Below are 19432 nucleotides of genomic sequence, written 5' to 3'. Positions count from 1 at the left end.
CACGGCGTCCTCAACGTCGTGGGCGGACTGTGGCCGCTGCTGCGCCTGCGCACGTGTGGGTGGGTTTCTTCCTGAACCTGGGGATCTTCCAGCTGTTCGACGGCATCGTGGACCACAAGCTGCTGCGCCTGCACCAGATCCGCTGCGGCGTGGATGTCACCCCGTACGACTGGGCGTGGAACATCGCCGGTCTCGTCCTGCTGCTCATCGGTGTGGGTCCGGCCGCGCGCGCGGCCCGCCGCAATCGGGCGGGATCGGCACGCTGACGCTCCCGCACCCCTGTCCCGGCGCAGCTGCTGGACGAGAACTTCGGGCCGCCCCGCACCGTTCCCTCCGCAGCCGGGTCACTCACCGGTTGTCTTCTCGACCAGCGCGCCGTATGCCAGTTGCAGCGTGTCCGCCCCGGCCACAGCGGCGAGCGCGCCCATGGCGGTGCGGGTCGCGCGCGGCCAGAGCAACTGACCGGCGGTCAGGGTCGAGGTGATCCAGACGCTCATGCAGAAAGGACAGGTCGCCAGCTCTCCGGCAGTGCGCTTGCCGTCCTCGGGCTGCGCCTCCTCGTGCAGTTCGCCCGGGCCCTGTGGACCGACGTACCGTGTGAAGGGGGCCCGCAGCGGACTGGTCACCGATGCCTTGCTCAGCAGCCGACTGAGCCGAAAAGTGGCGACCGAGGTCAGGACCACGTCCCACGGCTCGGGCCGGTCGGGCAGCGGGCGGCCGCGCAGCCGTACCGCCGTGGCCCAGGCCGCCGTGTACGCCGCGAAGCCCGTCATGGCCACGAGGTAGCCGCCCAGCGGCTGGTCGTTCCCTGCTGAGTAGCTTCGTCCGGTGCGCTGGAGAAGCCGGTGCAGGCGTCCTGCGAAGCGGCTTTCAGCTGCTGTGTCCATGAGCTGCACCCGTTCCTGTTCCGGCCCGTTGCCGCTCCGCTTCCCGGCCGTTCGGCACTCGCTCGCCCCGGTCGGCTCGGCGCAGACGCACCTCGACGTGCCCGTCGAGGACCCGGGTGTCGAAGGCGGGCTGCGGCGCGGTGGCCGGACCGCGGACGTTCCAGCCATCCGAGAGCCGGAAGACACTGCCGTGCCACGGGCACCGGACACATCCGTCGGCGACCGTGCCCTCGGACAGCGGACCGGCGAGATGGCTGCACCGCTCGGCCAGTGCGTGGATCGCCCCGCCGGACTCCCGGACCACCAGGACCGGCACATCGTCCACGACGCGCCGCACGGGCTGCCCGGCCGGGAACCCGGCCACCGCACCGACCCGGTGCCAGCCCTCCCGGACCACGTGCGCCACCTCTTCCGCATGGTTGGCCCCGGACGCCTGCCGGTAGGCCAGGTGGCCGCCCAGCATGCCGCCGAGCCCCACCGCCGTCAGCCCCAGCAAGCCGTACACCCGGCCGGCCCCCGTGCGCCCCCCCCTGAGCCGGCAGGCGAGCGAGGTCGCGTACAGGCCCACGGCCGCCCCGTTCGCCACGGCGTGCACCAGCCCCACCCGCGCCTGCTCGCGGTGCAGCTCCGCCCAGTCGACGGCGCCCGCCAGCGCGGCGGGCGCGGCCGCGGCCAGGCCGACCCCGACGAGCAGTGCCGCCTCGCGGGAGCGGCCGGGCACGGTGTCCAGCACCGCCGCGGACAGCCAGCTCCCGACCGGCACCTGCACCATCAGCGGATGGAGCGGGTGCCCCAGCCATCTGCCGTGCAGCACGTCCCGTCCGCGCCCCAGCGGCAGGGAGCGGACCGCCGACCGAAGAGCGTCGATCGCCGGGTCCGCCCGGGACGCCCGTTCCAGGCGGTCCAGCAGCGACAGCACTCGGTTCTGCCGCATCCGGCGGCGTGGCGTAGTGCTCATGGTCGGCCGGATCCCCGCCTGTGCGGACGGCAAACGAAGCGGCGGGGGCGGCGGGCCCCGGACTCAGTGCAACGCAGGAACGAACCGGACCTCACCGGATGGTTCCGACCCTCACTCGTGATGTACGGCGGACACCGTGTCGTTGGTCGAGAAGCTGCTCGATGCCCACCCCCGACGACCCCGCGCGGGGCGAGCCATCGCGTCCCTGACGCAGAGGCTCAGCCGGCTGTTATGGCCAGTACTTCCTCGGCCTGGAGGAACTGACGGCCCGGGTGGAGGAAGAACATCAGCAGATCAACTACCTCGTCGCGGACACCGACCGTTCTCCTGTCGGCGATCCCGGACGGGAGGACAAGGTGCAGAGGGCCTTCGCGCTGATGCGGCAGGACATCAGGGACTCGGAAGATTCCTTCCGCCACGAAGAAGGTGATCACCGGCCTGGTCGGGATGCTCGCCGCCGCCCCCTCGATCGTCTCGGCGCAGTGAAAGCAGTGGAAGCGGCATTGAGCGCCCCGACCCGCTCACGCCGTAAGCGGTAACCACCCGTCCCAGGCACGCTGAACGGATTTCGTCGAACGCCGGACCCGTCGACAGGGGAGAAACGCGTGAGCGATCAGCCAGCCGGAGTGGCGTAGGCGTCCTGGTTGGTGTTCGAGGTGTTCAGCTCGTACGCGAAGCCGTCCCGTATCGTCTCCGCCACCCACTTCCGCAGCTGTTCCATGACGTTCTCGGCACGCCGGCCGGGTGCCAGGCGGAAGGTGAGGCCGGCGGAGGCTACCGCCGGGACGACGCCGCGGGCCGGATCGTCGGGGTCGCCGCCGAGGAGAGTGACGGCTTCGGCGGCGGGCCGGGTCCAGATGCGTTCCAGGACGCTGCAGCCGCTCTCGCCCTGGCTCCCCGATCGGCCGATCCGGTGGGGCGGGTTTCAGCTGCGCTGTGTGTACGGTGCCCTCATGCCCGCTCGGGCTTTGCCGGACTCGGCTGCACGGGTGGCTGCGCTGGCAGCCAGGGCCAGCAGAGCGGCTATCGCTCCTGTGATGACGTTGTTGACGATGGTCTTCGTGGTGCTGACGTTACCCGCCACCACCCACGGTGCGATGATCGTCCAAAGACCCAGGGCACACGCACCCCACGCCATACCGTGGGTGCGTTCGTAGGCTCGGCCGAACCCGCCGCTCATGAGCAGTGCGTAAGCGAGACCGACGAGAAGATTGTTGACGGCGAGCGTCGACAGGCCGTTGAAGCCCGTGATCCACGGGGAAGCCGCCAGGTAGATACCGGTGAGGAAGGCCAGTGTCCCCACGGCCTGCCCCTGTGGCGTGCTGGTCGCACGCTCGGCCATCTCATGGCGCTCACGCATCTCGATGATGTCCGGGTGCATCTTCATGGATGGCCGGGAAGCGGAAGTGGACATGACTCTTGCCTCCTGTTCTCTCTGCCTGCGGGTAGCGAGTTGTTTGCTCCTCACCATCGGCCCATGGACTTCACGGGCCCTGCCTGGGCCGGGTAGCTACTTACGGAGCATTTACACGCGACTTTGAGGATTTTAATGACGAAAAGGGCGAGTTTCTCTTCCTGCTCAGGGCCCCGCACCCCGCCGGTACCGGACGGGCGACGCGACTGGTCAGCCAGTGCGTGAAGACCGAAGCCCCGGGCTCAGTCCACCTGACGGCTGCGTGAAAACGGGTGGAGGTGCCACCCCGATGGACCTCTCTCCAGGTAAATCTGCACCCATGAGGGCCGGGCCTGTCAAGGGGCGCAGACGGTCCCCGCCTGCGGCTTTCGGTGGGATGCCGGGGCGTTTTCCTCGTGGCTCTTCCTCGTGTCTGTCTGCGGGGCCGCCGCGTGGGAGGGGTCCAGTTGGAGCGCCCGGAGCCCCGCGAGGAACGAGCGGGGCGAGGACGAACGAGCTGGAGGCCGACGAGCGGCGGCCGACAATGGGGGCCGAGGAAGCGTCACGGATGTTCGCGGATACGGTCGTTGCGATCCCCGGAGTCCGTGCTGGTCGGCGGAGTGGTCTCACAAACACCCATTCGGCATCCGGCCGCACAGGCCGGCGCCATGACCATGGTGCGGGGATCCGGGCTGCTCAGTCAGGTCATCGAGCGCGGCCATCGGGCCGTCTCATGCAGCTTTGCGAGCTCACCCGGGGTCTGCGACCGCCCCTGGCGGTTGTCATCGGCTGCTGTCATCGCACCCCCTGTTGATCCTGCACGGCGCGCAGTAGGTGATAGGCACGCGTGAGCAGTCGGCGAGCCACCGCCGTTGTGGCGATCTTCTTGCCGCGGCGGTGGGCGAGGCTCTGGTAGGCGGCGGCGAATTCCGGCGACCGCTTCGCACTCTGCGCGGCCTCGCACAAGATCCACCGCAGCCAGGGCGMGCCCTGCTTGGAGATGTGGCCGTGCCGCACGGTTCGATCGGATCCGCGGACGGTGGGCGTCAGCCCGGCCCAGGCGGCGAGCTTGCGCGCGGAGGGGAAGCGGGTGATGTCCCCGACCTCGGCCACGATCATCAAGGCGGTGAGCGTGCCGACCCCCGGCAGCCGGGTGAGCGCCTTGACCTGGGGGTCGCCCCGCGCCTGCGCGAGCAGCTGCCGGTCGAGGGCGTCGATCGGCTCTTTGAGGACGTCCATCAGGCCCAGCAGATCGTCGATCACGCGACGGGAAACGTCCGGCAGTTCCAGGCCGCCCAGCCAGGCCCGCCCCGGGGCGGTGAAGCAGCTGCCGGGCCGGTCGCAGCCGTGGTCCGCCAGAACGGCGTGGACGCGGTTGCGCAGCCGGGTCCGCAGCCGCACCAGCYGGCAGCGGTGCCGCAACAACGCGCGTTGCTGCCGTACGTCCAGCGGCGCGATCCATGCCTCCGGCAGCAGATCCGCCCGCAGCAGCTGAGCYAGGGTCGCGGCGTCCACCTTGTCGTTCTTCAACCGCGCCGAGGCGATCGCCTTGCACCGCAGCGGATGCACCAGGTGCGGCTCAAAGCCGTAGTCCTCCAGCAGCTCCACCAGCCACCCCCACCCGTAGGCGGCCTCGAAGGCCACCGGCGCACCGATCGGCAGATCTCCGATCACCGACAGCACCGTCTTGACCCCGTTCGGCACATTCCGGTTGACCTGCACCGCACCGTCGTCCTCGACCACGGCGATCTGCGAACGCTTGCGGTGCACGTCGATACCGACGTAGACAGACATTGAGGGCCTCCTTCCCGAGCCCGTACATACCCGGACAGTAGGTACCGCCGGGCTGAGCAGGGAAGGGGGCCCGGCCCTCATAGGGTCAGGTCAGGCCGTGGATGCCTAATCGGGCCCAACCCGCGCGGCGGCCGTACGAAGGGCCGCGAGCACCGGGGCCATCGGCGACGTACGTCCGGTCGGACCACGTGCGGTGGAACCAGCAGGTGAAGACCCGGGCGGGCCTGGCCGCGGGTGAGGCATGCCGCGCCCTGGTGACCCAGCAGCAGAGCACGGGCCGGGGCCTGGCCGAACCTCCATCAGCCCCGGAGCGGTTCAGTGCGGCGTCCAGGTCTTCCCGAACACCGGTGCCGTCGACCGGCTCGCTACCGCCTTCCTCGTCGAACTCCATGACGCGTGGAATGCCTTCCCCCCGGCCGCTACCTGTCCATCGAGAGCATGGACAGCCTCTTTCCGGACAGCACCCCCCTCCTGCCCGGCACGACCGGGTGGTCACCTACACCACGTCGCGGGACATGACCCGGTCGACCAACCGATCGCCCGGGCCGACAGTGATGAAGCAAACCCGCGGAGACCGCTCCCGGGAGGTACGCCCTCTCCGCACGGCGCGGGCAACAGTCCGGCCCCGGTCCCGCGCGTGCGTGTCACGGGGCCGGACTGTCGTCAACGACGCGTCAGCATTCCATCGGTTCTCCGTCCAAGGAGGACTCGACGCTCATCAGGAAGGTCCGCGTCGACTCGAAGTGCAGCCGAAGAAGAGCCGGCGCGTCCGCCAGATCCTTGTCGAAGCAGACATCGGAGGGTGCCTCCGGTGCACTCGCGTCAGCGGATTCCGGACCGCTCGGAGTCCAGCCGCTCTTCTCCGCCACCTGCCGGTAATGGATGACGACGGCTTCCCGGTCACCGGTGAACCGGTAGTAGCGGTCGACGGCGAGCCACGGCGCACCACTGTCCTCCATGCACTCGCTGCCGGCCTCCTCATGTCCCTCGAGAAGGGTGGCGCCGACGGGCGGCGGCGGGACGACGGACGCCGAGGAGACCTGCGCCATGCGCTTGCCGCTCTCCTCGCAGCCGGCCCCCGCTCCGTCCAGGAACAGGCCACCCCCGAGAAAGTAAGCCGCCCCGAGTTCCCCAGCACACAGAACCGCCACGACGGACACGATGAGGGACACGAACGGCACCCGTGGCTTCGTGGGGGCGCGCCCGCCTTTCGACACGTCTTCCCGGACCTCACTTGTCGTCACTCGAGATACCCCCTCCGGTAGAGCCAGTCGCCCACGTTGTAGAGGTGGCCGAGGAGTTGGCCCCTTCCGTGGAAGCGTGTCATCTCCCTCCTGTTCCAGCTGCTGGAGGCGAAAGCACGCGCCTGACGGCTGTTGAACTGGTCGGTCCTCGTGTCGCAGCGCCCCCTGCGCGGGCACTCCTCTCCCCACTCGTGTGCGTCGCCAAGGCGCTTGGCCGCCCTCGCGCCGTACAGGAAGGTGAGGCTCGCCTGCCACAGGAAATGCCGGATCGCGTTGTTCCTGCGACCCCTGCCTGTCATGCGCAGCGCCATCACGGAAATCGTGGAGGCGACGACACAGTTCCGGTAACCGAGGCTCATGCACGCCTTGGCCTCGATGGCCTTCTTCTTCGCCTTCTTCGAGATCCGACCGTCGAGATCATACTGGTTGACCGGATCGCCGTTCCCGTACTCGTAGGCATCGGCGCTGTGGCGGTGAAGTCACCCGCCGCCGATGTCACATGGCGCGTCAGTTCGCCCGTGGTGGTGTCCTCGGTGCTCCACCGAGGGCTGTCGCCGTCGTCACCGTAGTGGTTGACCTTGGACGCGGTCTTCGTCCATGTGGTGCCGCTGCCGGTCTCGACCGTCCAGGACCGCAGTCGCACGGTCGCGTCGAGTTGCCAGGTCTGGCGCTTACCGTTGGCGGTCTGCCGGTGGACGAGGTCGTCGGTGTAGTAGCCGATGGTGCTGCCCGGCAGGACGGTGGTGCGGCCGAAGGCATCGTACGTGTACCCGGAGTCGAGGAGCCGGTCGGCGCTGTCGTAGCTGTGGGTGGTGGCTCCGCTCGAGGTGCAGCCGTCCGTCAGTCCCTGCCGATGACGACCACTTCGTCCTCGACCGTCCAGCGGCGCCGCTCGCATTTGGGCGGATTGATCCGCACCCCGTAGCCGGGGCTCGTCGACGAGTCGGCGTGGCTTCGGTAGCCGATGGCACAGTCGCCGCGACGACGTGCCGCGGCCACTACTGTGGTGAAGGACGTCTCACGCCCGGGCAGTACGTAGTCGGTGGCCGGCCGCAGGCGGACCCCGGTTCCGTCTGCGGAGAACAGCTCCTCGAACACCGCTGCCAGGTGCCGGTTCTGGGAGATCTGCGCCATGAGCAGGCCGATGAGCTTGCCGCTGATGATCACGTCGGCTCCGGGGCCGATGGGGGCCAGCGCCCGGTTCCGGTCGTCGATCAGTTCGGTGACGACCGGCAGTTCGCGCCCGGTGGCTTCCTCCAGTTGGCGCAGCAGCAGGAGGGTGACGAGCGTGCGGTTGTCGGGGTCGTCCGGCGACTGTCCGGGAACCGGGTCCCGGCCGAGCACGATCACGCTGTCGTAGGAGTAGACGTCCAGACGTCGCAGGGTCTCGGGACGGGTGACGTCCCCGTGGTGCAGTGTCAGGCTCAGACCGGTACCGCTGTTCGCGTCGGCCTCGTTCACCTGCCGGGCTGTCGCTTCACCCTGGTCCGCCACCACGTCGACGGCTGATCCGGGCCGGGCGCGGCGTCGCAGCTGGTCGATTATGAGCGGTGCTCGACGATTCCAGCCCAACAGGAGAACCCGCTCCGCTCGCGTGGGCGTCGACGGGCCGGATGCCATCGCCGCCTCCTCGACCAACTCCGCACAGTCGTCCAGCCAGGCCGTGTCGTCGTCACGGGAGATGACGACGAGCAGGTCGTCCGGAGCGATGGGCGTCTCCGGCGGCGGATTGAGCAGGGGGGTGTCTCCTCGCACCATCCCGACGACGCTCGACGTCGAGTAGGACAGCAGCGCGTCGCCGAACGGGCGGCCGGTCAGGGTCGGCTCGGTGATCAGGTAGAACTCGTCGCCGGCGAAGTCGAGGAGTTCCTGGTGAACGAGGGAGAGCCCGGGGCGGCGGGCGGCCTGGACGATCAGCCGGGCGGTGACGGTGTCACTCTCCAGGACGATGCCGCCCGGTCCGGCGGCGAGACAGGCGGCCAGGCGGTAACGGTCGTCCCGGACGGCGGCGACGACGGGCGGGAGGCTCCTCTCCCCGGCCAGGGCCGCCCTGAGCGCCAGCAGTGTCTTGACCACCTCGGCATCGGCGTCGGGCTCGTCGTGCGGCAGGATCAACACGACACCGGCCGTGGCCGGGCTCGTCAGGGGGAGCACGGCCGGGTCGGTGGTGGGGCCGCTGCGGCAGATCAGCCGCGTACGGCCGGCAGAGCCCACCTTCGTGCTCAGAGCCTCCTCCATGAGGGTCTTGTCCCGGTCGGCCAGCACCGCCACCGCGGCGCGCCGCTGGTTGGCGTTGGCGGCCACCAGCTCGCTCACCACCGTGAAGACCTGCTCCGACCACCCCAGGACTACGGCGTGCCCCTGTTCGAGCACGGTGGAACGGCCCCGGCGCAACGCGGTGAGCCGCTCCGTGAGCGCCGTAGTGATCAGACCGACGAGCGTCGAGACGTACAGCAGAGTGACCAGTGCGAGCAGCACCGACGTCATCACCCGCAGCGGCGTACCCGTCGCACCGCCCAGCCGCAGTGTCTCCCCGGTGAGGTTCCATACCTCCGCCAGCCGGTCCGTCAGGGACGCCGGCACGTCAGGGTCGGTCCACACCAGCACCGCACTGGCCGGGACGACGACGGCCAGGCACAGCAGCGCCATCCAGCCGACGAGAACGGCGGCACCGCGGGCCAGCGTGCTGTCGAACCAGTAACGGGCTCTGTCACCGAACGGAGTGCGCCGCTGCCCCACCCTTCCCCCTCCATCGCCTCGCACTCTCGCAAGACCGCGTCGGAGCCGCGTACGCGGTGCGCCGCGCAGGCCCGCCGGAGAGCACGGATGTGGATCCGCACGTCGCAGTGTGGGGGATCGCTCGCCGCGGCAGACGGACTTCGCGCAGCGTTCCTCCCATCGGGTTTCCCGAGCCGTTCACGTCGACAGACCCGCTGTGACGTCAAGGTTTGCCGCCGCTTAGCTCCTTCGGGTCAACGCCGGAGCGAAGGGCGGGCGCCCGGTCGCGGTTATCGGCACAAAAGCCGCCATGACTGAAGATCACGCGGTGGTGCGTTCAGATGGCGGTTTGTCGCGGAGGAGCTTCGCGGCGGTGGCGGGCACGGCCCCGGTGGCCACAGCCCTGACCGGCGGTGTCGCCGCGGCTCTGCCCGCGCCGGCCGCCCCGGGCGACAACCGTGGCACCGACTTCGACCGATGCCTGGCCGTCGCTCGCGCACTCCTCGTCCTGGACCCCGGCGACCGCCCCCTCGTCCCGCGTTACCAGAGCGTCCTCCAGAAGGGACTGCCGGCTCAGCGACGGACACGGCCCAGGAACGTCCTGGTCATCGGCGCCGGCCCGGCCGGTCTCGTGGCCGCTTGGCTGCTGAAGAGGGCAGGTCACCGGGTGACGGTGCTGGAGGCCAACGGCAACCGGGCGGGCGGGCGCATCAAGACCTTCCGGAGCGGTGGCCACGAACGCGCCGAGCAGCCCTTCGCCGATCCCCGCCAGTACGCCGAAGCGGGTGCGATGCGCATTCCGGGCAGCCATCCCCTGGTGATGGAGCTGATCGACCAGTTCGGCCTGAAGAAGCGGCGTTTCCACTATGCCGACGTCGACAGCGAGGGACGTCCCGCCCACCGCACCTGGATCCACGTCAACGGCATCCGCGTGCGGCGCGCCGACTACGCCCGCGCGCCCCGGCGCGTGAACCGGTCGTTCGGCGTCCCCCGGACCCACTGGGACACCCCCGCCGCCACCATCCTGCGCTCCGCGCTGGATCCGGTGCGCGACGAGTTCAGTTTCGTCGACCGTGCCGGCAAGCGCGTCGAGAAGCCTCTCCCCGAGCGGCTGCGGGGCTGGGCCCGTGTGGTGCAGCGGTTCGGCGACTGGTCGATGTTCCGCTTCCTGACCGAGCACGCCGGCCTCGACGAGCGGACCATCGATCTGATCGGCACCCTGGAGAACCTCACCTCCCGACTCCCCCTGTCCTTCATCCACAGCTTCATCGGCTCCTCCCTCATCAGCCCCGACACGCCCTTCTACGAGTTGGAGGGCGGCACGGCCGTCCTGCCGGATGCCCTGCTGGAACGCGTGCGCAAGGACGTGCGGTTCGACCGCCGTGTCACACGCATCGAGTACCACCACCCGGACCGTCCTTCACCGGACACCGGGCACGTCCGGAGCAAAGGTCCGCACGTGTGGGTGGACACCGTGTCGGAGGGCCGCGGCGGTCCCGTCGTACGCGAGCAGTTCACCGCGGACGTCGCCGTGGTCACGGTGCCGTTCTCCGGACTGCGTCACGTGCAGGTCGACCCGCCCATGTCGTACGGCAAGCGCCGGGCGGTCTGCGAACTGCACTACGACAGCGCGACCAAGGTACTGCTGGAGTTCAGCCGTCGTTGGTGGGAGTTCGACGAGGCCGACTGGAAACGGGAGTTGCGCACCGTCGACCCGGGTCTGTACGACGCCTACCGCACCGGTCGCGCCGCCGCGGACGGCAGCCTGCTCGGCGTCCACCCCTCCGTGCCCGCCGGGCACGTCACAGCGGGTCAACGCACCCACTACGCCGCCAACCGCGCGGTCGCGCGCGACCAGCCGGAGGCGGTCGACGTCGTGGGCGGCGGCTCGGTGTCGGACAACGCCAACCGGTTCATGTTCCACCCGTCCCATCCAGTTCCGGGCAGCGCGGGGGGTGTGGTCCTGGCCTCCTACAGCTGGGCGGACGACGCTCTGCACTGGGACTCCCTGGACGACGACGCACGGTACCCGCACGCTCTGTGCGGCCTCCAGCAGGTCTACGGCCAGCGCATCGAGGTCTTCTACACCGGCGCGGGCCGCACACAGAGCTGGCTGCGCGACCCCTACGCCTACGGGGAGGCGTCCGTGCTCCTGCCCGGGCAGCACACGGAGCTGCTGCCCGCCATCCCCGTGCGCGAAGGGCCGTTGCACTTCGCCGGGGACCACACGTCCGTCAAACCTGCCTGGATCGAGGGAGCCGTGGAGTCCGCCGTGCGTACCGCCTTGGAGATCCACACCGCATGAGCCGCGCGGTCCGCTCGGCCACGACGGAGCGAGGGTGTCGCACAGGGCCTCCAGGACCGAGCCGGTTCCGGCGTCGCGGGACGCCTACGGCCACACCAAAGCCCAGGAAGCCCAGCAGGCGCTCGGCGTCGTTCCGGCCGCGCCCCCATTCCGCGGAACGTCGGCCCGGTCTGCCCTCAGGCGCTCTCGCGGCTTGACGTCCGTGATGCGGCTTTCGTCGACGCCGGAGTTGTAGGCGGTGGTGATCTTCTGGGCGACAGCGTGCCGGTCTTCCCGCAGGACTCCGGTGATACCGGCCAGTGGCGCCGGTTGGCCGACGGTGGGTTCGTCGAGCCAGGCCGGCCGGGATGTGGCATCTCGGTTGTCGAACATGGCGGCGAATCGGCGGGCCAGGTCATGGGTGCGCCTCACCCCCGGGCAGTGGGCCCAGAGCCGGTGCAGGCGGTGACCGGCGGGGGGCTGCGGGGGGCTGCGGCGGTCCGGGCGGGGGGTCCAGCGGGCGGCCTCACACGAAGAGGGCGGGTACGCGTGGTTCATCCGGGGGGAGCCCCGGCACAGGGGGCACGGCCGTTTTCACGCGCCGGTGGTGCCCGAGGCAGTCCTTGGCCCGGAGTTCTCCGTGGAGGATCTTCGCGCTGTGCCGGCCTTCGTCCCAGCGTGGTTCCGGGTGGTCGGGGCAGGGATCCCAAGTGGGGGGTCGGCACGGCGGGCGGCGCGTCCCTTGCCGGGGGCGGGCCAGGGCGTACCGGCGCACCCTGCGCCGGTCCGGGCCCGGTCTCGCGCCACCGGGCCGTGGCTCCGGCTGGTGTCGGTGAGGGGGTGCACGGCCTGGAACAGCCTTCGGGCGTGACGCCCGGCCCGCGTTTCAGCGGCAGTGTCCTCGACGGTTTCCCCGGCCGGGGGCGGATCGGCCTCTCCTGCCGGTGGGAGGGGTGTGAGCAGGCGGGTGCGGTGTGCGGCGACGGCCCGGATGCACCGGGAAGGGCTCCTCACCCCACTTCCGGCCCCGCCGTCACCTGATGACCGCCGCCGAACACCGCCTCGAGACGACCACCCGGTTCCCCCTCTGTGACCACATCACCAAGAACATCGGCCTGCCCACCCAGGGCTGAGCACCGGCCCGGAACCCGGCCCCGTCACATCCCAACACACCGTCAGACACCCACGCGCTCACCAACGTGACAACGCCCCCGACCGACACCCCATCGCTGACACCGAACCGGCAGATCTCACTCCACACGCGCGCGGGCCGAGTGGCTCCCAAACGCGTTACCGAAAACAGGACAGACAAGCGGATATGGGGTACCAAGGATTGAAGGCCGCGTCAGCGGCGACCTCCGCTCTTGCGCAGAGGCCGAGGGCACAACGCGAGGCGACCACCGGTACGCGGCACCTTCCCCCTTCGCGCAGCGTCGTCTGCAGCAAACACCCTGTTTACCCCATCGCCTTGGTAGTGCAGTCAGGCTTCCCCGAAGCCTCACTGCCGGAAAGGAGATCGTCATGCGTGCACAGAGGATTGCGGTCTCGCTCGTGAGTCCGCTCGTCTTCGCGACCGCCTTCGCGATCCCGTCAGCCGCGGCCTCGCAGGCCTCCGCCGCCGTTCCCCAGACCGCAACCGCAGCGGCACCGGAGGCCGGCCGGACTCTGGCGCCCACCTCGATCGCCGACTACCGGCGCGGCGTCCGCGACGGACTCCGCGACGGGCTCCGCGACGGGCGCAGGGACGGTCGCGACTGCGACTACCGCGACAGCTACGACGACCGGGCCCGTCACGGCAACCGTGACTACCGACGCGGCTACCGCGACGGATACAGGTCCGGGTACAACTTTGCGTTCCGCCAGGCATTCGACCGGCACTGCCGCGGTTAGGCCCGCCGCGCCGTCCACGCGCAGACGGTGGTCGAGAAGCGCCTCACCGTGAGTTTCCTGCGGACCGACCCGCGGCCGTGGTCTCTCGTGGCTGGGTGGGTGCGGCTGAGCCCGACGCGCGGGCCGGGTTCTCCGGTGTTCCTCGGGTCGTGCGTCTGCAGCACCTGGCCGCCGATCTGCTGCTCCTCGCCCGGCCGGACGTCGGGGAGAGTCCGGCCGGCGCGTGCGTCGACCTCGCGGACCCGGTCCGGGAGGAGGTGGCCGCGCGGGTGCGTGCGCTGCGGCCGCGTAGGGGGAACGGCTCAGCGGGACACGGCTTTCCGGCGTCGCGCCGTGGAGCGCAGCGCCGGCAGCGCCGCGGCCGCCAGGAGGACCACCGCACCGCAGACGACCGCCGCCGTCCGCGCGAGTTTCGGGCTCTCCCCGGAACGGGGCGCCGACTCCGTGTGGGACGCTCCGGTGAGACTCAACACCGGTGCGGGGTGCTCCGGTTCGGGCTTGCCCTCTTCTGCCGGCTGGTCCCAGGAGACGACCTCGCCGTCGTCGTACCGCTGCTTGGCGACGAAGGTCAGCGCGTCCACGCCGGTGGGGACGCGGTCGATGTGCACGACGAAGTCGGCCCCGTCCTCGCCGCTGATCGCGCCGCCGGACCAGCCGACGGTGCCGCTTCCGCCGTCGGGTGCCTGCTGCCGCGCGGTCCACCCCTTCACCTGCTCCGCGCGCATCCCCCGCACGCCCTTCGGTGCCTCGATCCACACACCGACGGTGCGCGCGTCGTCCTTCTCGTTGGGTACGTGGAACGTCATCCGCACGTCCTTCGCGCCCGGCTTCACCTCGTCCTCGGAGTGCACGTGCACATGCGCCAGGGCGGGGGCAGCCGTCACCATGAGCAGGCCCGCGGTCAGCAGGGCCGCGGTCAGCAGGGCCGCGGCCGTCCGGGCCGGTCGCCGGAGAAATGTCATGGGTGATTCCTCTCTCGGCGTCCGTGCACGCCGGTCACGGACGACAGGGGCGTGGGAGCGGCCGGTCTGAATCCGGCGCGGGATGGTTCTGTACGGCGTCGGCGGCGGACTGCGCCGTGACGCCGGGCGTTTCAGGGCCGTGCCCGCTGAGTGGGGACGGCCGGTGTGCGGCCCGGTGAAGCGTCGCCTCACGCGGGGGGGTTGGTGACGACCATGGCCGCCGTGACGCTCAGGACGAGGACCCCGACGAGCAGTTCCGCCACCAGGCCGCGCCGGAGGGTGCGTACGTGCGCCGTGTCCGGCAGCACGGGAGGCGCCGGCGCGACCAGTGTCGCCGTCGCCCCGGTCCCGTCGGCGGGTCCGGCGGCAGAGGAAGTCGGTGTCGGGACCGTCGTGTGCCGGCGCAGCCAGCGCCGGGCGACCCCGCCGAGCGCGACGAGCACGGCCACGCCGGCCGTCTTCAGGAGCAGCAGTCGGCCGAACCGGGTGTCGAAGAGGGCGCCGACCGTGCCCACTTCACGCCACGCCTGGAAGGTGCCCGTCACGACGAGCACGGTCACACAGGCGAACGCGAGCCGGGAGAACCGGGGCAGCACGGAGGCCGGCGCGGTGACGGCTCCCGGCCTCGCCAGAACCGCCGCGGCCAGCGCGAGTCCGCCCAGCCACACGGTCATCGCGGCGAGATGGGCGAAGTCGGCGGCCAGGGCGAGGAACGTGTACCGCCCGTCGACGGAGTGGCCGGTCACCGGCCACGTGCTCCACAGGACCACGGCCGCCGCGGTCGCCACGAGGGCCGCCGCCCTGGCCCGCCCGCCCGACGTGCCGGCCGCAAGGGTCGCGAGCACGGTCGCGGCGCCCAGGGCGAGAAGGGCGTAGAAGCGCACGGCGTAGGCGTGGTCGGCGAGCGCCGCGTGCTGATGGGCGCCGGAGCCGGACCAGACGTCCGACAACGGCCGGCCGTCGGCCCAGACGGCGTGGACGGCCAGGACCGCGAGGGTGCCGGCGGCCAGCAGGCCGAGCCCCGCCCACACCAGGCCCCGGGTGCCGCGGTCACGCAGCCCGGCGGGCCACAGCCACAGCGCGACCAGCAGCACGCCGGGGCCGAGCGCGAGTCCGGCGTAACCGGCCGCGCGTGACACGCCGAGGAGGCGGCTCGCCCACGCGCTGCCGGAACCGCCGAGCGGCGGGACGACGCCGACGACCCGGCTGGTCCTGTGGATGGAGAAACGGAAGGTGCCTGCCACGGGATGTCCGTCGGCCGACGTCACCTGCCAGGCCACGGTGTACGTACCCGGGTGCAGGCCGCCGGGCAGGGCGGTCCGAGCGACGGGGGCGGGCCGGTCGGCGGGGTGGCCGCCGAGGTCCACCCGGCGCATGTGGTCGTCGAACACGCGCACCGCGTTCTCCCTCGCGGTCACCGGCTGCCGGAACGTCAGCGCCGCCTGGGCGGGCAGGCCGGGCAGCACCTCGCCGGCGGCGGGATCGCTCGACCGTACGCCGGTGTGCGCGGAGGCGGGCCCGGCGGACGCGGCCGCCAGGCAGAGAACAAGGCAGAGCATGGTGATGACACGGCGCATCCGTTTCCCCCCGGTGCCCTCGAGATGCAACGCGTCCAGGGTGGGTCCTCGCCGCCGCCTGCGGCAGCCTCGCCTTTGGGGGTGCGTCCCCCTCAAAACGAGGGGGTCAGGTGCGCAGCGGCAGCACGGTACGGACCTCGGTGCCACCGTCGGGACGTTCGGTGACCGTCATCCCGCCGCCCAGTTCGGTGACGGTGTCCCGGATGAGCTGCAGGCCGAGGTGACCGGCCTTGCCGAGTGCGCCTCCCGGGCCCTTCCCGTCGTCCGCCACCCGCACCAGCAGCCGTTCCCCACCGCCGGTGACCTCGATCCAGGCGTGCCGTGCCTCGGCGTGCTTGAGGACGTTGGTGACGCACTCCCGCGTGCAGCGGTAGACGAGAGCGGCGAGGTCGGGCCCGAGCGAGGCCCGGACCTCGACGGTCGTGGTGACGCCGAGGCCCTCCCTGCGCAGTCGTTCGGCGAGCAGTTCGACCGCCTGCGGCAGACCGTCCTCGGTCAGGTCCGGCGGATAGATGTCCACCATCATCGTGCGCAGTGAACCGACGGCGCCGCGCAGGACCTCACCGACCTTGTCGAGCATGCCGTCGGCCGTGGCGTCGGTCCCCGGGGGCAGTGCGCCGCGGACGGCCGACAGGGCGTATCCGGCCCCGGCGAGGTCCTGTACCACTCCGTCGTGCAGGTCGCGGGCGATCGCGCGCCGCTCCCGTTCGGAGGCGGTCAGGGCCTTGCTCAGCAGTCGGCTGCGTTCCGCGTCCGCCTTGCTGACGCGGCGCAACAGGTGTACTGAGACCGGCAGTTGGGCCACCAGCAGAAGCAGCAGCGCCACGATGGAGAAGGGCACGAGGGTGTGCATCAGCTCGGTCCGCGCGGTGGCGACGCGGGCGTCGGTGGAGTACACCTCGAGTGCCAGCCGTTCACCGGAGTCCAGGTCGAGCGGGACGTAGACCTCCACGAGGCGGCGGCTGCCGTGGCGTTCGGTGACGTTCTCCTCGTCGGACAGGTCGGACAGGTCGGCCCAGCTCGCCCGCTCGTCGATGGTCCTGCGTACGTCGTCGTTCGGGAAGGACATCCCGATGGCGTGGTGCTCGTTGGAGTACAGGACGTCGCCCTGTCGGTTCCACACCTTCACCCGGACGACGCCGGCCTCGTGCTGCCGGGCCCTGACGGCCTCATCCAGCCGTGTCCGCGCGGAGACGTCCCCGCGGAGCAGCGCCGGCATGGCCGGCTTGAAGATCACGTTGCCCATGAGCTGCGCGGAGCGGGCCGCCTCGGCGAGCGCGGTCTTCTCCGCGATCGAGTCGGCGGCCACCACGGTGCCCGCCCCGACGACCGCGAAGGCACCCACTCCGATGAGCACCATCGCGACCAGCGCCCGCCGGACGGTTCTGCTGCCCCCCGTCTCCGCCGTGGAGCCGCCGCCCGTCCGGTCAGCCATCGGTGCCCGCCCCGACAAGGCCGAGCCGTTGCGCCTTCACGACGGCCTCCAACTGCGAGCGCACCCCGAGTTTGAGGTGGATCGCCTTCACGTAGCCGCGGCAGGTGTTGACGCTGATCCCCAGCAGCCTGGCGATCGCGGCCGGCGCCAGGCCCTTGCCCATCAGGCCGAGCACCTCGGACTCCCGGGCGGTGAGACCGGCCGCGCCGGGCTCGTCGGTGACCTGGGGCCGGCCGGCGTCGCCGAACATCGACGCCGACACCAGCATCGACCCCTGCCGCACCTCCCGCAGGACGGTCAGCATCTCCTCCAGCGATCCGGACTTGGGCACGAACGCGCTCGCGCCCGCCTGGGCGGCCCGCACCACCCAGTCCGGGTCGCGGTGCGCCGAGACGATGACGACGATCGCGCTCGGGGCGGCGTCGCGGACCCGCCGGGTGACGTCCAGTCCGCTCTCCCTGCCGAGCGAGATGTCCATCACCACCATGTCCGGGCGTTCCCTCAGGGTCAGTTCGACCGCCGCCGACCCGGTCGCCGCGCATCCCGCACAGTCGAAGTCCGGCTGTGATCCGAGCGCGAAGGCCAGCAGCTCGGCAAACGTCCGATGGTCGTCGACGATCAGCACACGTGTCGGCGACGAACCCCTGTGTCCCCCCATGTTCCCCCCACCGGGCGGGCCGCCACCGTTGCCGGTCCGCCGGAGACATGGAACCACGGCATGTGAGGAAAGGCCTATCAGCTGTGCAGGAATGGTGCTTTTTCCGAGTAGCCGACCCCTCTGGTTTGGGGATGGCTGTGGCGCTCCGGACCAGGCACCGTTGAACCATGCCGATTCGCCTGCTCGTCGTGGACGACCACCAGCTCGTGCGGGACACCCTGGCCACCGTCCTGGGCGCAAGCGCACTCGTCGACGTGGTGGGCGTGGCGTGCGACGGGGCGGAAGCCGTCGCGGCGGTCCTGCGGCTCGCGCCGGACGTGGTTCTCATGGATCTCGCCATGCCGGTGCTGAACGGAGCCGAAGCGACCCGGCGGCTGCTGGTCCTGCGGCCCGGCACCCGGGTCGTGGTGCTGACGTCCGCGGTCGGCGGACGGCTGCAACAGGCGGCCCTCGACGCCGGGGCCTGCACGGTGCTGCACAAGGGCGCCGGGACCGACGCGGTGCTCGACGCGATCGTGGCGGTGGCGCCGCGGGACTGAGCCGCCGGGCGGATCGCTTCGGTGTGCGGCCGGCGGCCCCGCGTGCCGCCCCCGTGGCGGTGTGCGGGTCACGGGTCGTGCCGGCCCCTGACGCGGATCACGCTCACGGAGCACCCGGACGCGGCCACCAGCGCAGCAGTACCCGTCCCCGCACGTCCCCGACGGGCACCGGGCCGAACTGCCGGGAGTCGACGGAGTGCCGGCGGTTGTCGCCCAGGACGAAGACGGTGCCGGGCGGCACGTGCGCGGGCCCGTAGTACAGGCCGTCGAGGGTCCGCCGGTCGATCGCCGGCTCCGTGACGGGGCGGCCGTTGACCGTGAGGACCCCGTCCTCGATCCCGACGGTGTCACCGGCCACCGCGGCGACCCGCTTGACCAGCCGCGAGCCGCCGTGGTCGAACACCACGAGGTCTCCGCGCCGGGGCGTTCCGCGCCAGTAGGCGCGTTCGTCGACGAGCAGGTGGTCGCCGGCGCGGAGCGTCGGCTCCATGCTGGTCGACTCCACCCGTACACGCTCCAGCAGGAGGCTGCCGGCCACGAAGGCCGCGGCCACCACCACGCAGGCGACGGTCCGGCGCACGGCGGCCCGCGGTACGGCGAGGTGCCGTACCGCGGACCGCCGGGGCGGGCTCACCCGAGCAGGCCGGTCAGCCCGAGTGTCCACAGGAACGTTCCGAGGACGAAAAGCGCGTTGACCGCCCGAGACCGCGCGCGGCCGGAGAGGGACCGTACGAGCACCAGCAGCGCGGCGAGCCGGACGCACAGTCCGGCCGTCAGCAGCGGGCCGGCCTCGACCGGCCGGTTCCGCTGTCCCAGGGGCACGCCGGTGCTGACGGCCACCACGTACGAACCGATCAGCAGACCGAGCACGAGGACCGCGGAGAGCGCCGCGGCCGTGCCCCGCGAGACCCACACCTGCCGCGCCGCGACGAGCTGGACGACGGCGGCCAGCAGGAAGGGCAGGGCCCCGGCCAGGCCGTGCGCCACGCGCTGCTGGAAGGCGACCAGGTCGCCGGCTGCCGCGGCCACGCAGAGCAGCGACGCGACGTGCGGGGCGCGAAGGCCGCCCACGAGGCCCGTACGACTCACCGGC

The 19432-nt window shown here is 71.4% G+C and carries 20 protein-coding genes and 1 pseudogene; 4 read left to right on the top strand and 17 right to left on the bottom strand.

Annotated elements, in window-relative coordinates; all coding sequences use genetic code 11:
- Positions 1-59 precede the first annotated feature (59 nt).
- Entirely contained in the window at positions 60-266 is a 207-nt protein-coding gene (locus DIZ27_RS11020) for a DUF2243 domain-containing protein (protein WP_375231953.1), read from the top strand.
- A gap of 78 nt (positions 267-344) precedes the next feature.
- Here DIZ27_RS11020 and DIZ27_RS11015 read toward each other — a convergent pair whose 3' ends face one another.
- The 10 genes and pseudogenes from DIZ27_RS11015 to DIZ27_RS10965 form a co-directional block, all read right to left on the bottom strand.
- A complete protein-coding gene (locus tag DIZ27_RS11015) occupies positions 345-887 on the bottom strand; it encodes a DUF1360 domain-containing protein (protein WP_109378168.1) in 543 nt (180 codons plus the stop codon).
- Complete coding sequence (locus DIZ27_RS11010) at positions 871-1821, bottom strand: Rieske (2Fe-2S) protein (protein WP_109378167.1); 951 nt, start codon at positions 1819-1821, stop codon at positions 871-873. The genes DIZ27_RS11015 and DIZ27_RS11010 overlap by 17 nt, the downstream gene beginning before the upstream one ends.
- 242 nt (positions 1822-2063) lie before the next feature.
- Complete coding sequence (locus DIZ27_RS11005; RefSeq protein ID WP_109378166.1) at positions 2064-2279, bottom strand: hypothetical protein; 216 nt, start codon at positions 2277-2279, stop codon at positions 2064-2066.
- A gap of 179 nt (positions 2280-2458) precedes the next feature.
- Positions 2459-2704, bottom strand: coding sequence for a peptidase dimerization domain-containing protein (locus DIZ27_RS11000; protein ID WP_258308333.1), 246 nt, complete (start codon positions 2702-2704; stop codon positions 2459-2461).
- Between the two features lie 66 nt (positions 2705-2770).
- The gene (locus DIZ27_RS10995) at positions 2771-3232 is read right to left on the bottom strand and encodes an SPW repeat protein (RefSeq protein ID WP_109378164.1); all 462 of its coding nucleotides are present in this window, start codon (positions 3230-3232) and stop codon (positions 2771-2773) included.
- 801 nt (positions 3233-4033) lie between these two features.
- Positions 4034-5032: an IS110 family transposase gene (locus tag DIZ27_RS10990; RefSeq protein ID WP_109381976.1), complete on the bottom strand. Its 999-nt coding sequence runs from the start codon at positions 5030-5032 to the stop codon at positions 4034-4036.
- Between the two features lie 674 nt (positions 5033-5706).
- Positions 5707-6204, bottom strand: a complete 498-nt coding sequence (locus tag DIZ27_RS10980) for a hypothetical protein (protein WP_181383478.1) — start codon at positions 6202-6204, stop codon at positions 5707-5709.
- 68 nt (positions 6205-6272) lie between these two features.
- Entirely contained in the window at positions 6273-6575 is a 303-nt protein-coding gene (locus DIZ27_RS10975; protein ID WP_146228929.1) for a hypothetical protein, read from the bottom strand.
- A 116-nt stretch (positions 6576-6691) separates the two neighbouring features.
- A pseudogene (locus tag DIZ27_RS10970) lies at positions 6692-7108 on the bottom strand (hypothetical protein); the annotation flags it as partial.
- 8 nt (positions 7109-7116) lie between these two features.
- A complete protein-coding gene (locus DIZ27_RS10965; RefSeq protein WP_109378160.1) occupies positions 7117-9015 on the bottom strand; it encodes an NAD-binding protein in 1899 nt (632 codons plus the stop codon).
- 289 nt (positions 9016-9304) lie between these two features.
- Between DIZ27_RS10965 and DIZ27_RS10960 the strand changes: the two genes are divergently transcribed.
- Positions 9305-11299 (top strand): NAD(P)/FAD-dependent oxidoreductase, encoded by a 1995-nt coding sequence (locus tag DIZ27_RS10960; RefSeq protein ID WP_109378159.1) that lies wholly within the window; start codon positions 9305-9307, stop codon positions 11297-11299.
- A gap of 84 nt (positions 11300-11383) precedes the next feature.
- On the opposite strand, the gene DIZ27_RS10955 is transcribed toward DIZ27_RS10960, so the two are convergent.
- Positions 11384-11710 (bottom strand): hypothetical protein, encoded by a 327-nt coding sequence (locus DIZ27_RS10955; protein ID WP_146228928.1) that lies wholly within the window; start codon positions 11708-11710, stop codon positions 11384-11386.
- Positions 11711-12799: 1089 nt separating this feature from the next.
- Here DIZ27_RS10955 and DIZ27_RS10950 point away from each other — a divergent pair.
- A complete protein-coding gene (locus tag DIZ27_RS10950) occupies positions 12800-13168 on the top strand; it encodes a hypothetical protein (RefSeq protein WP_109378157.1) in 369 nt (122 codons plus the stop codon).
- A gap of 302 nt (positions 13169-13470) precedes the next feature.
- Here DIZ27_RS10950 and DIZ27_RS10945 read toward each other — a convergent pair whose 3' ends face one another.
- The 4 genes from DIZ27_RS10945 to DIZ27_RS10930 all read right to left on the bottom strand — a co-directional run bounded on the left by DIZ27_RS10945 (position 13471) and on the right by DIZ27_RS10930 (position 17800).
- The gene (locus DIZ27_RS10945; protein ID WP_109378156.1) at positions 13471-14130 is read right to left on the bottom strand and encodes a DUF1775 domain-containing protein; all 660 of its coding nucleotides are present in this window, start codon (positions 14128-14130) and stop codon (positions 13471-13473) included.
- A gap of 188 nt (positions 14131-14318) precedes the next feature.
- Positions 14319-15707: a copper resistance protein CopC gene (locus DIZ27_RS10940; RefSeq protein WP_109378155.1), complete on the bottom strand. Its 1389-nt coding sequence runs from the start codon at positions 15705-15707 to the stop codon at positions 14319-14321.
- 106 nt (positions 15708-15813) lie between these two features.
- The gene (locus tag DIZ27_RS10935; RefSeq protein WP_109378154.1) at positions 15814-17142 is read right to left on the bottom strand and encodes a sensor histidine kinase; all 1329 of its coding nucleotides are present in this window, start codon (positions 17140-17142) and stop codon (positions 15814-15816) included.
- Complete coding sequence (locus tag DIZ27_RS10930; protein WP_109378153.1) at positions 17135-17800, bottom strand: response regulator transcription factor; 666 nt, start codon at positions 17798-17800, stop codon at positions 17135-17137. Before DIZ27_RS10930 ends, DIZ27_RS10935 begins: the two co-directional genes overlap by 8 nt.
- Positions 17801-17967: 167 nt before the next feature.
- On the opposite strand from DIZ27_RS10930, the gene DIZ27_RS10925 reads away from it, so the two are divergent.
- Complete coding sequence (locus DIZ27_RS10925; RefSeq protein WP_109378152.1) at positions 17968-18339, top strand: response regulator transcription factor; 372 nt, start codon at positions 17968-17970, stop codon at positions 18337-18339.
- Positions 18340-18442: 103 nt separating this feature from the next.
- Here DIZ27_RS10925 and lepB read toward each other — a convergent pair whose 3' ends face one another.
- Entirely contained in the window at positions 18443-18973 is a 531-nt protein-coding gene (gene lepB, locus DIZ27_RS45660; protein WP_181383477.1) for a signal peptidase I, read from the bottom strand.
- Positions 18970-19428: a hypothetical protein gene (locus tag DIZ27_RS45655; RefSeq protein ID WP_181383476.1), complete on the bottom strand. Its 459-nt coding sequence runs from the start codon at positions 19426-19428 to the stop codon at positions 18970-18972. The genes lepB and DIZ27_RS45655 overlap by 4 nt, the downstream gene beginning before the upstream one ends.
- Positions 19429-19432: the final 4 nt, after the last annotated feature.

Source organism: Streptomyces sp. NWU339 (assembly GCF_003143855.1).
Taxonomy (GTDB): Bacteria; Actinomycetota; Actinomycetes; order Streptomycetales; family Streptomycetaceae; genus Streptomyces.
Note: the sequence above shows the minus strand (reverse complement) of the source record. Positions and strands in the feature narration are given on the sequence as shown.

What these genes read in the sequence shown, in the direction of transcription:
- DIZ27_RS10960 (WP_109378159.1), top strand. Translation starts at nt 9,305, where the DNA reads ATGACTGAAGATCACGCGGTGGTGCGTTCAGATGGCGGTTTGTCGCGG.
- DIZ27_RS10950 (WP_109378157.1), top strand. Translation starts at nt 12,800, where the DNA reads ATGCGTGCACAGAGGATTGCGGTCTCGCTCGTGAGTCCGCTCGTCTTC.
- DIZ27_RS10975 (WP_146228929.1), bottom strand. Translation starts at nt 6,575, where the DNA reads ATGACAGGCAGGGGTCGCAGGAACAACGCGATCCGGCATTTCCTGTGG.
- DIZ27_RS10940 (WP_109378155.1), bottom strand. Translation starts at nt 15,707, where the DNA reads ATGCGCCGTGTCATCACCATGCTCTGCCTTGTTCTCTGCCTGGCGGCC.
- DIZ27_RS10995 (WP_109378164.1), bottom strand. Translation starts at nt 3,232, where the DNA reads ATGAAGATGCACCCGGACATCATCGAGATGCGTGAGCGCCATGAGATG.
- DIZ27_RS11010 (WP_109378167.1), bottom strand. Translation starts at nt 1,821, where the DNA reads ATGCGGCAGAACCGAGTGCTGTCGCTGCTGGACCGCCTGGAACGGGCG.
- DIZ27_RS10935 (WP_109378154.1), bottom strand. Translation starts at nt 17,142, where the DNA reads ATGGCTGACCGGACGGGCGGCGGCTCCACGGCGGAGACGGGGGGCAGC.
- DIZ27_RS10930 (WP_109378153.1), bottom strand. Translation starts at nt 17,800, where the DNA reads ATGGGGGGACACAGGGGTTCGTCGCCGACACGTGTGCTGATCGTCGAC.
- DIZ27_RS10945 (WP_109378156.1), bottom strand. Translation starts at nt 14,130, where the DNA reads ATGACATTTCTCCGGCGACCGGCCCGGACGGCCGCGGCCCTGCTGACC.
- DIZ27_RS10925 (WP_109378152.1), top strand. Translation starts at nt 17,968, where the DNA reads ATGCCGATTCGCCTGCTCGTCGTGGACGACCACCAGCTCGTGCGGGAC.
- DIZ27_RS11015 (WP_109378168.1), bottom strand. Translation starts at nt 887, where the DNA reads ATGGACACAGCAGCTGAAAGCCGCTTCGCAGGACGCCTGCACCGGCTT.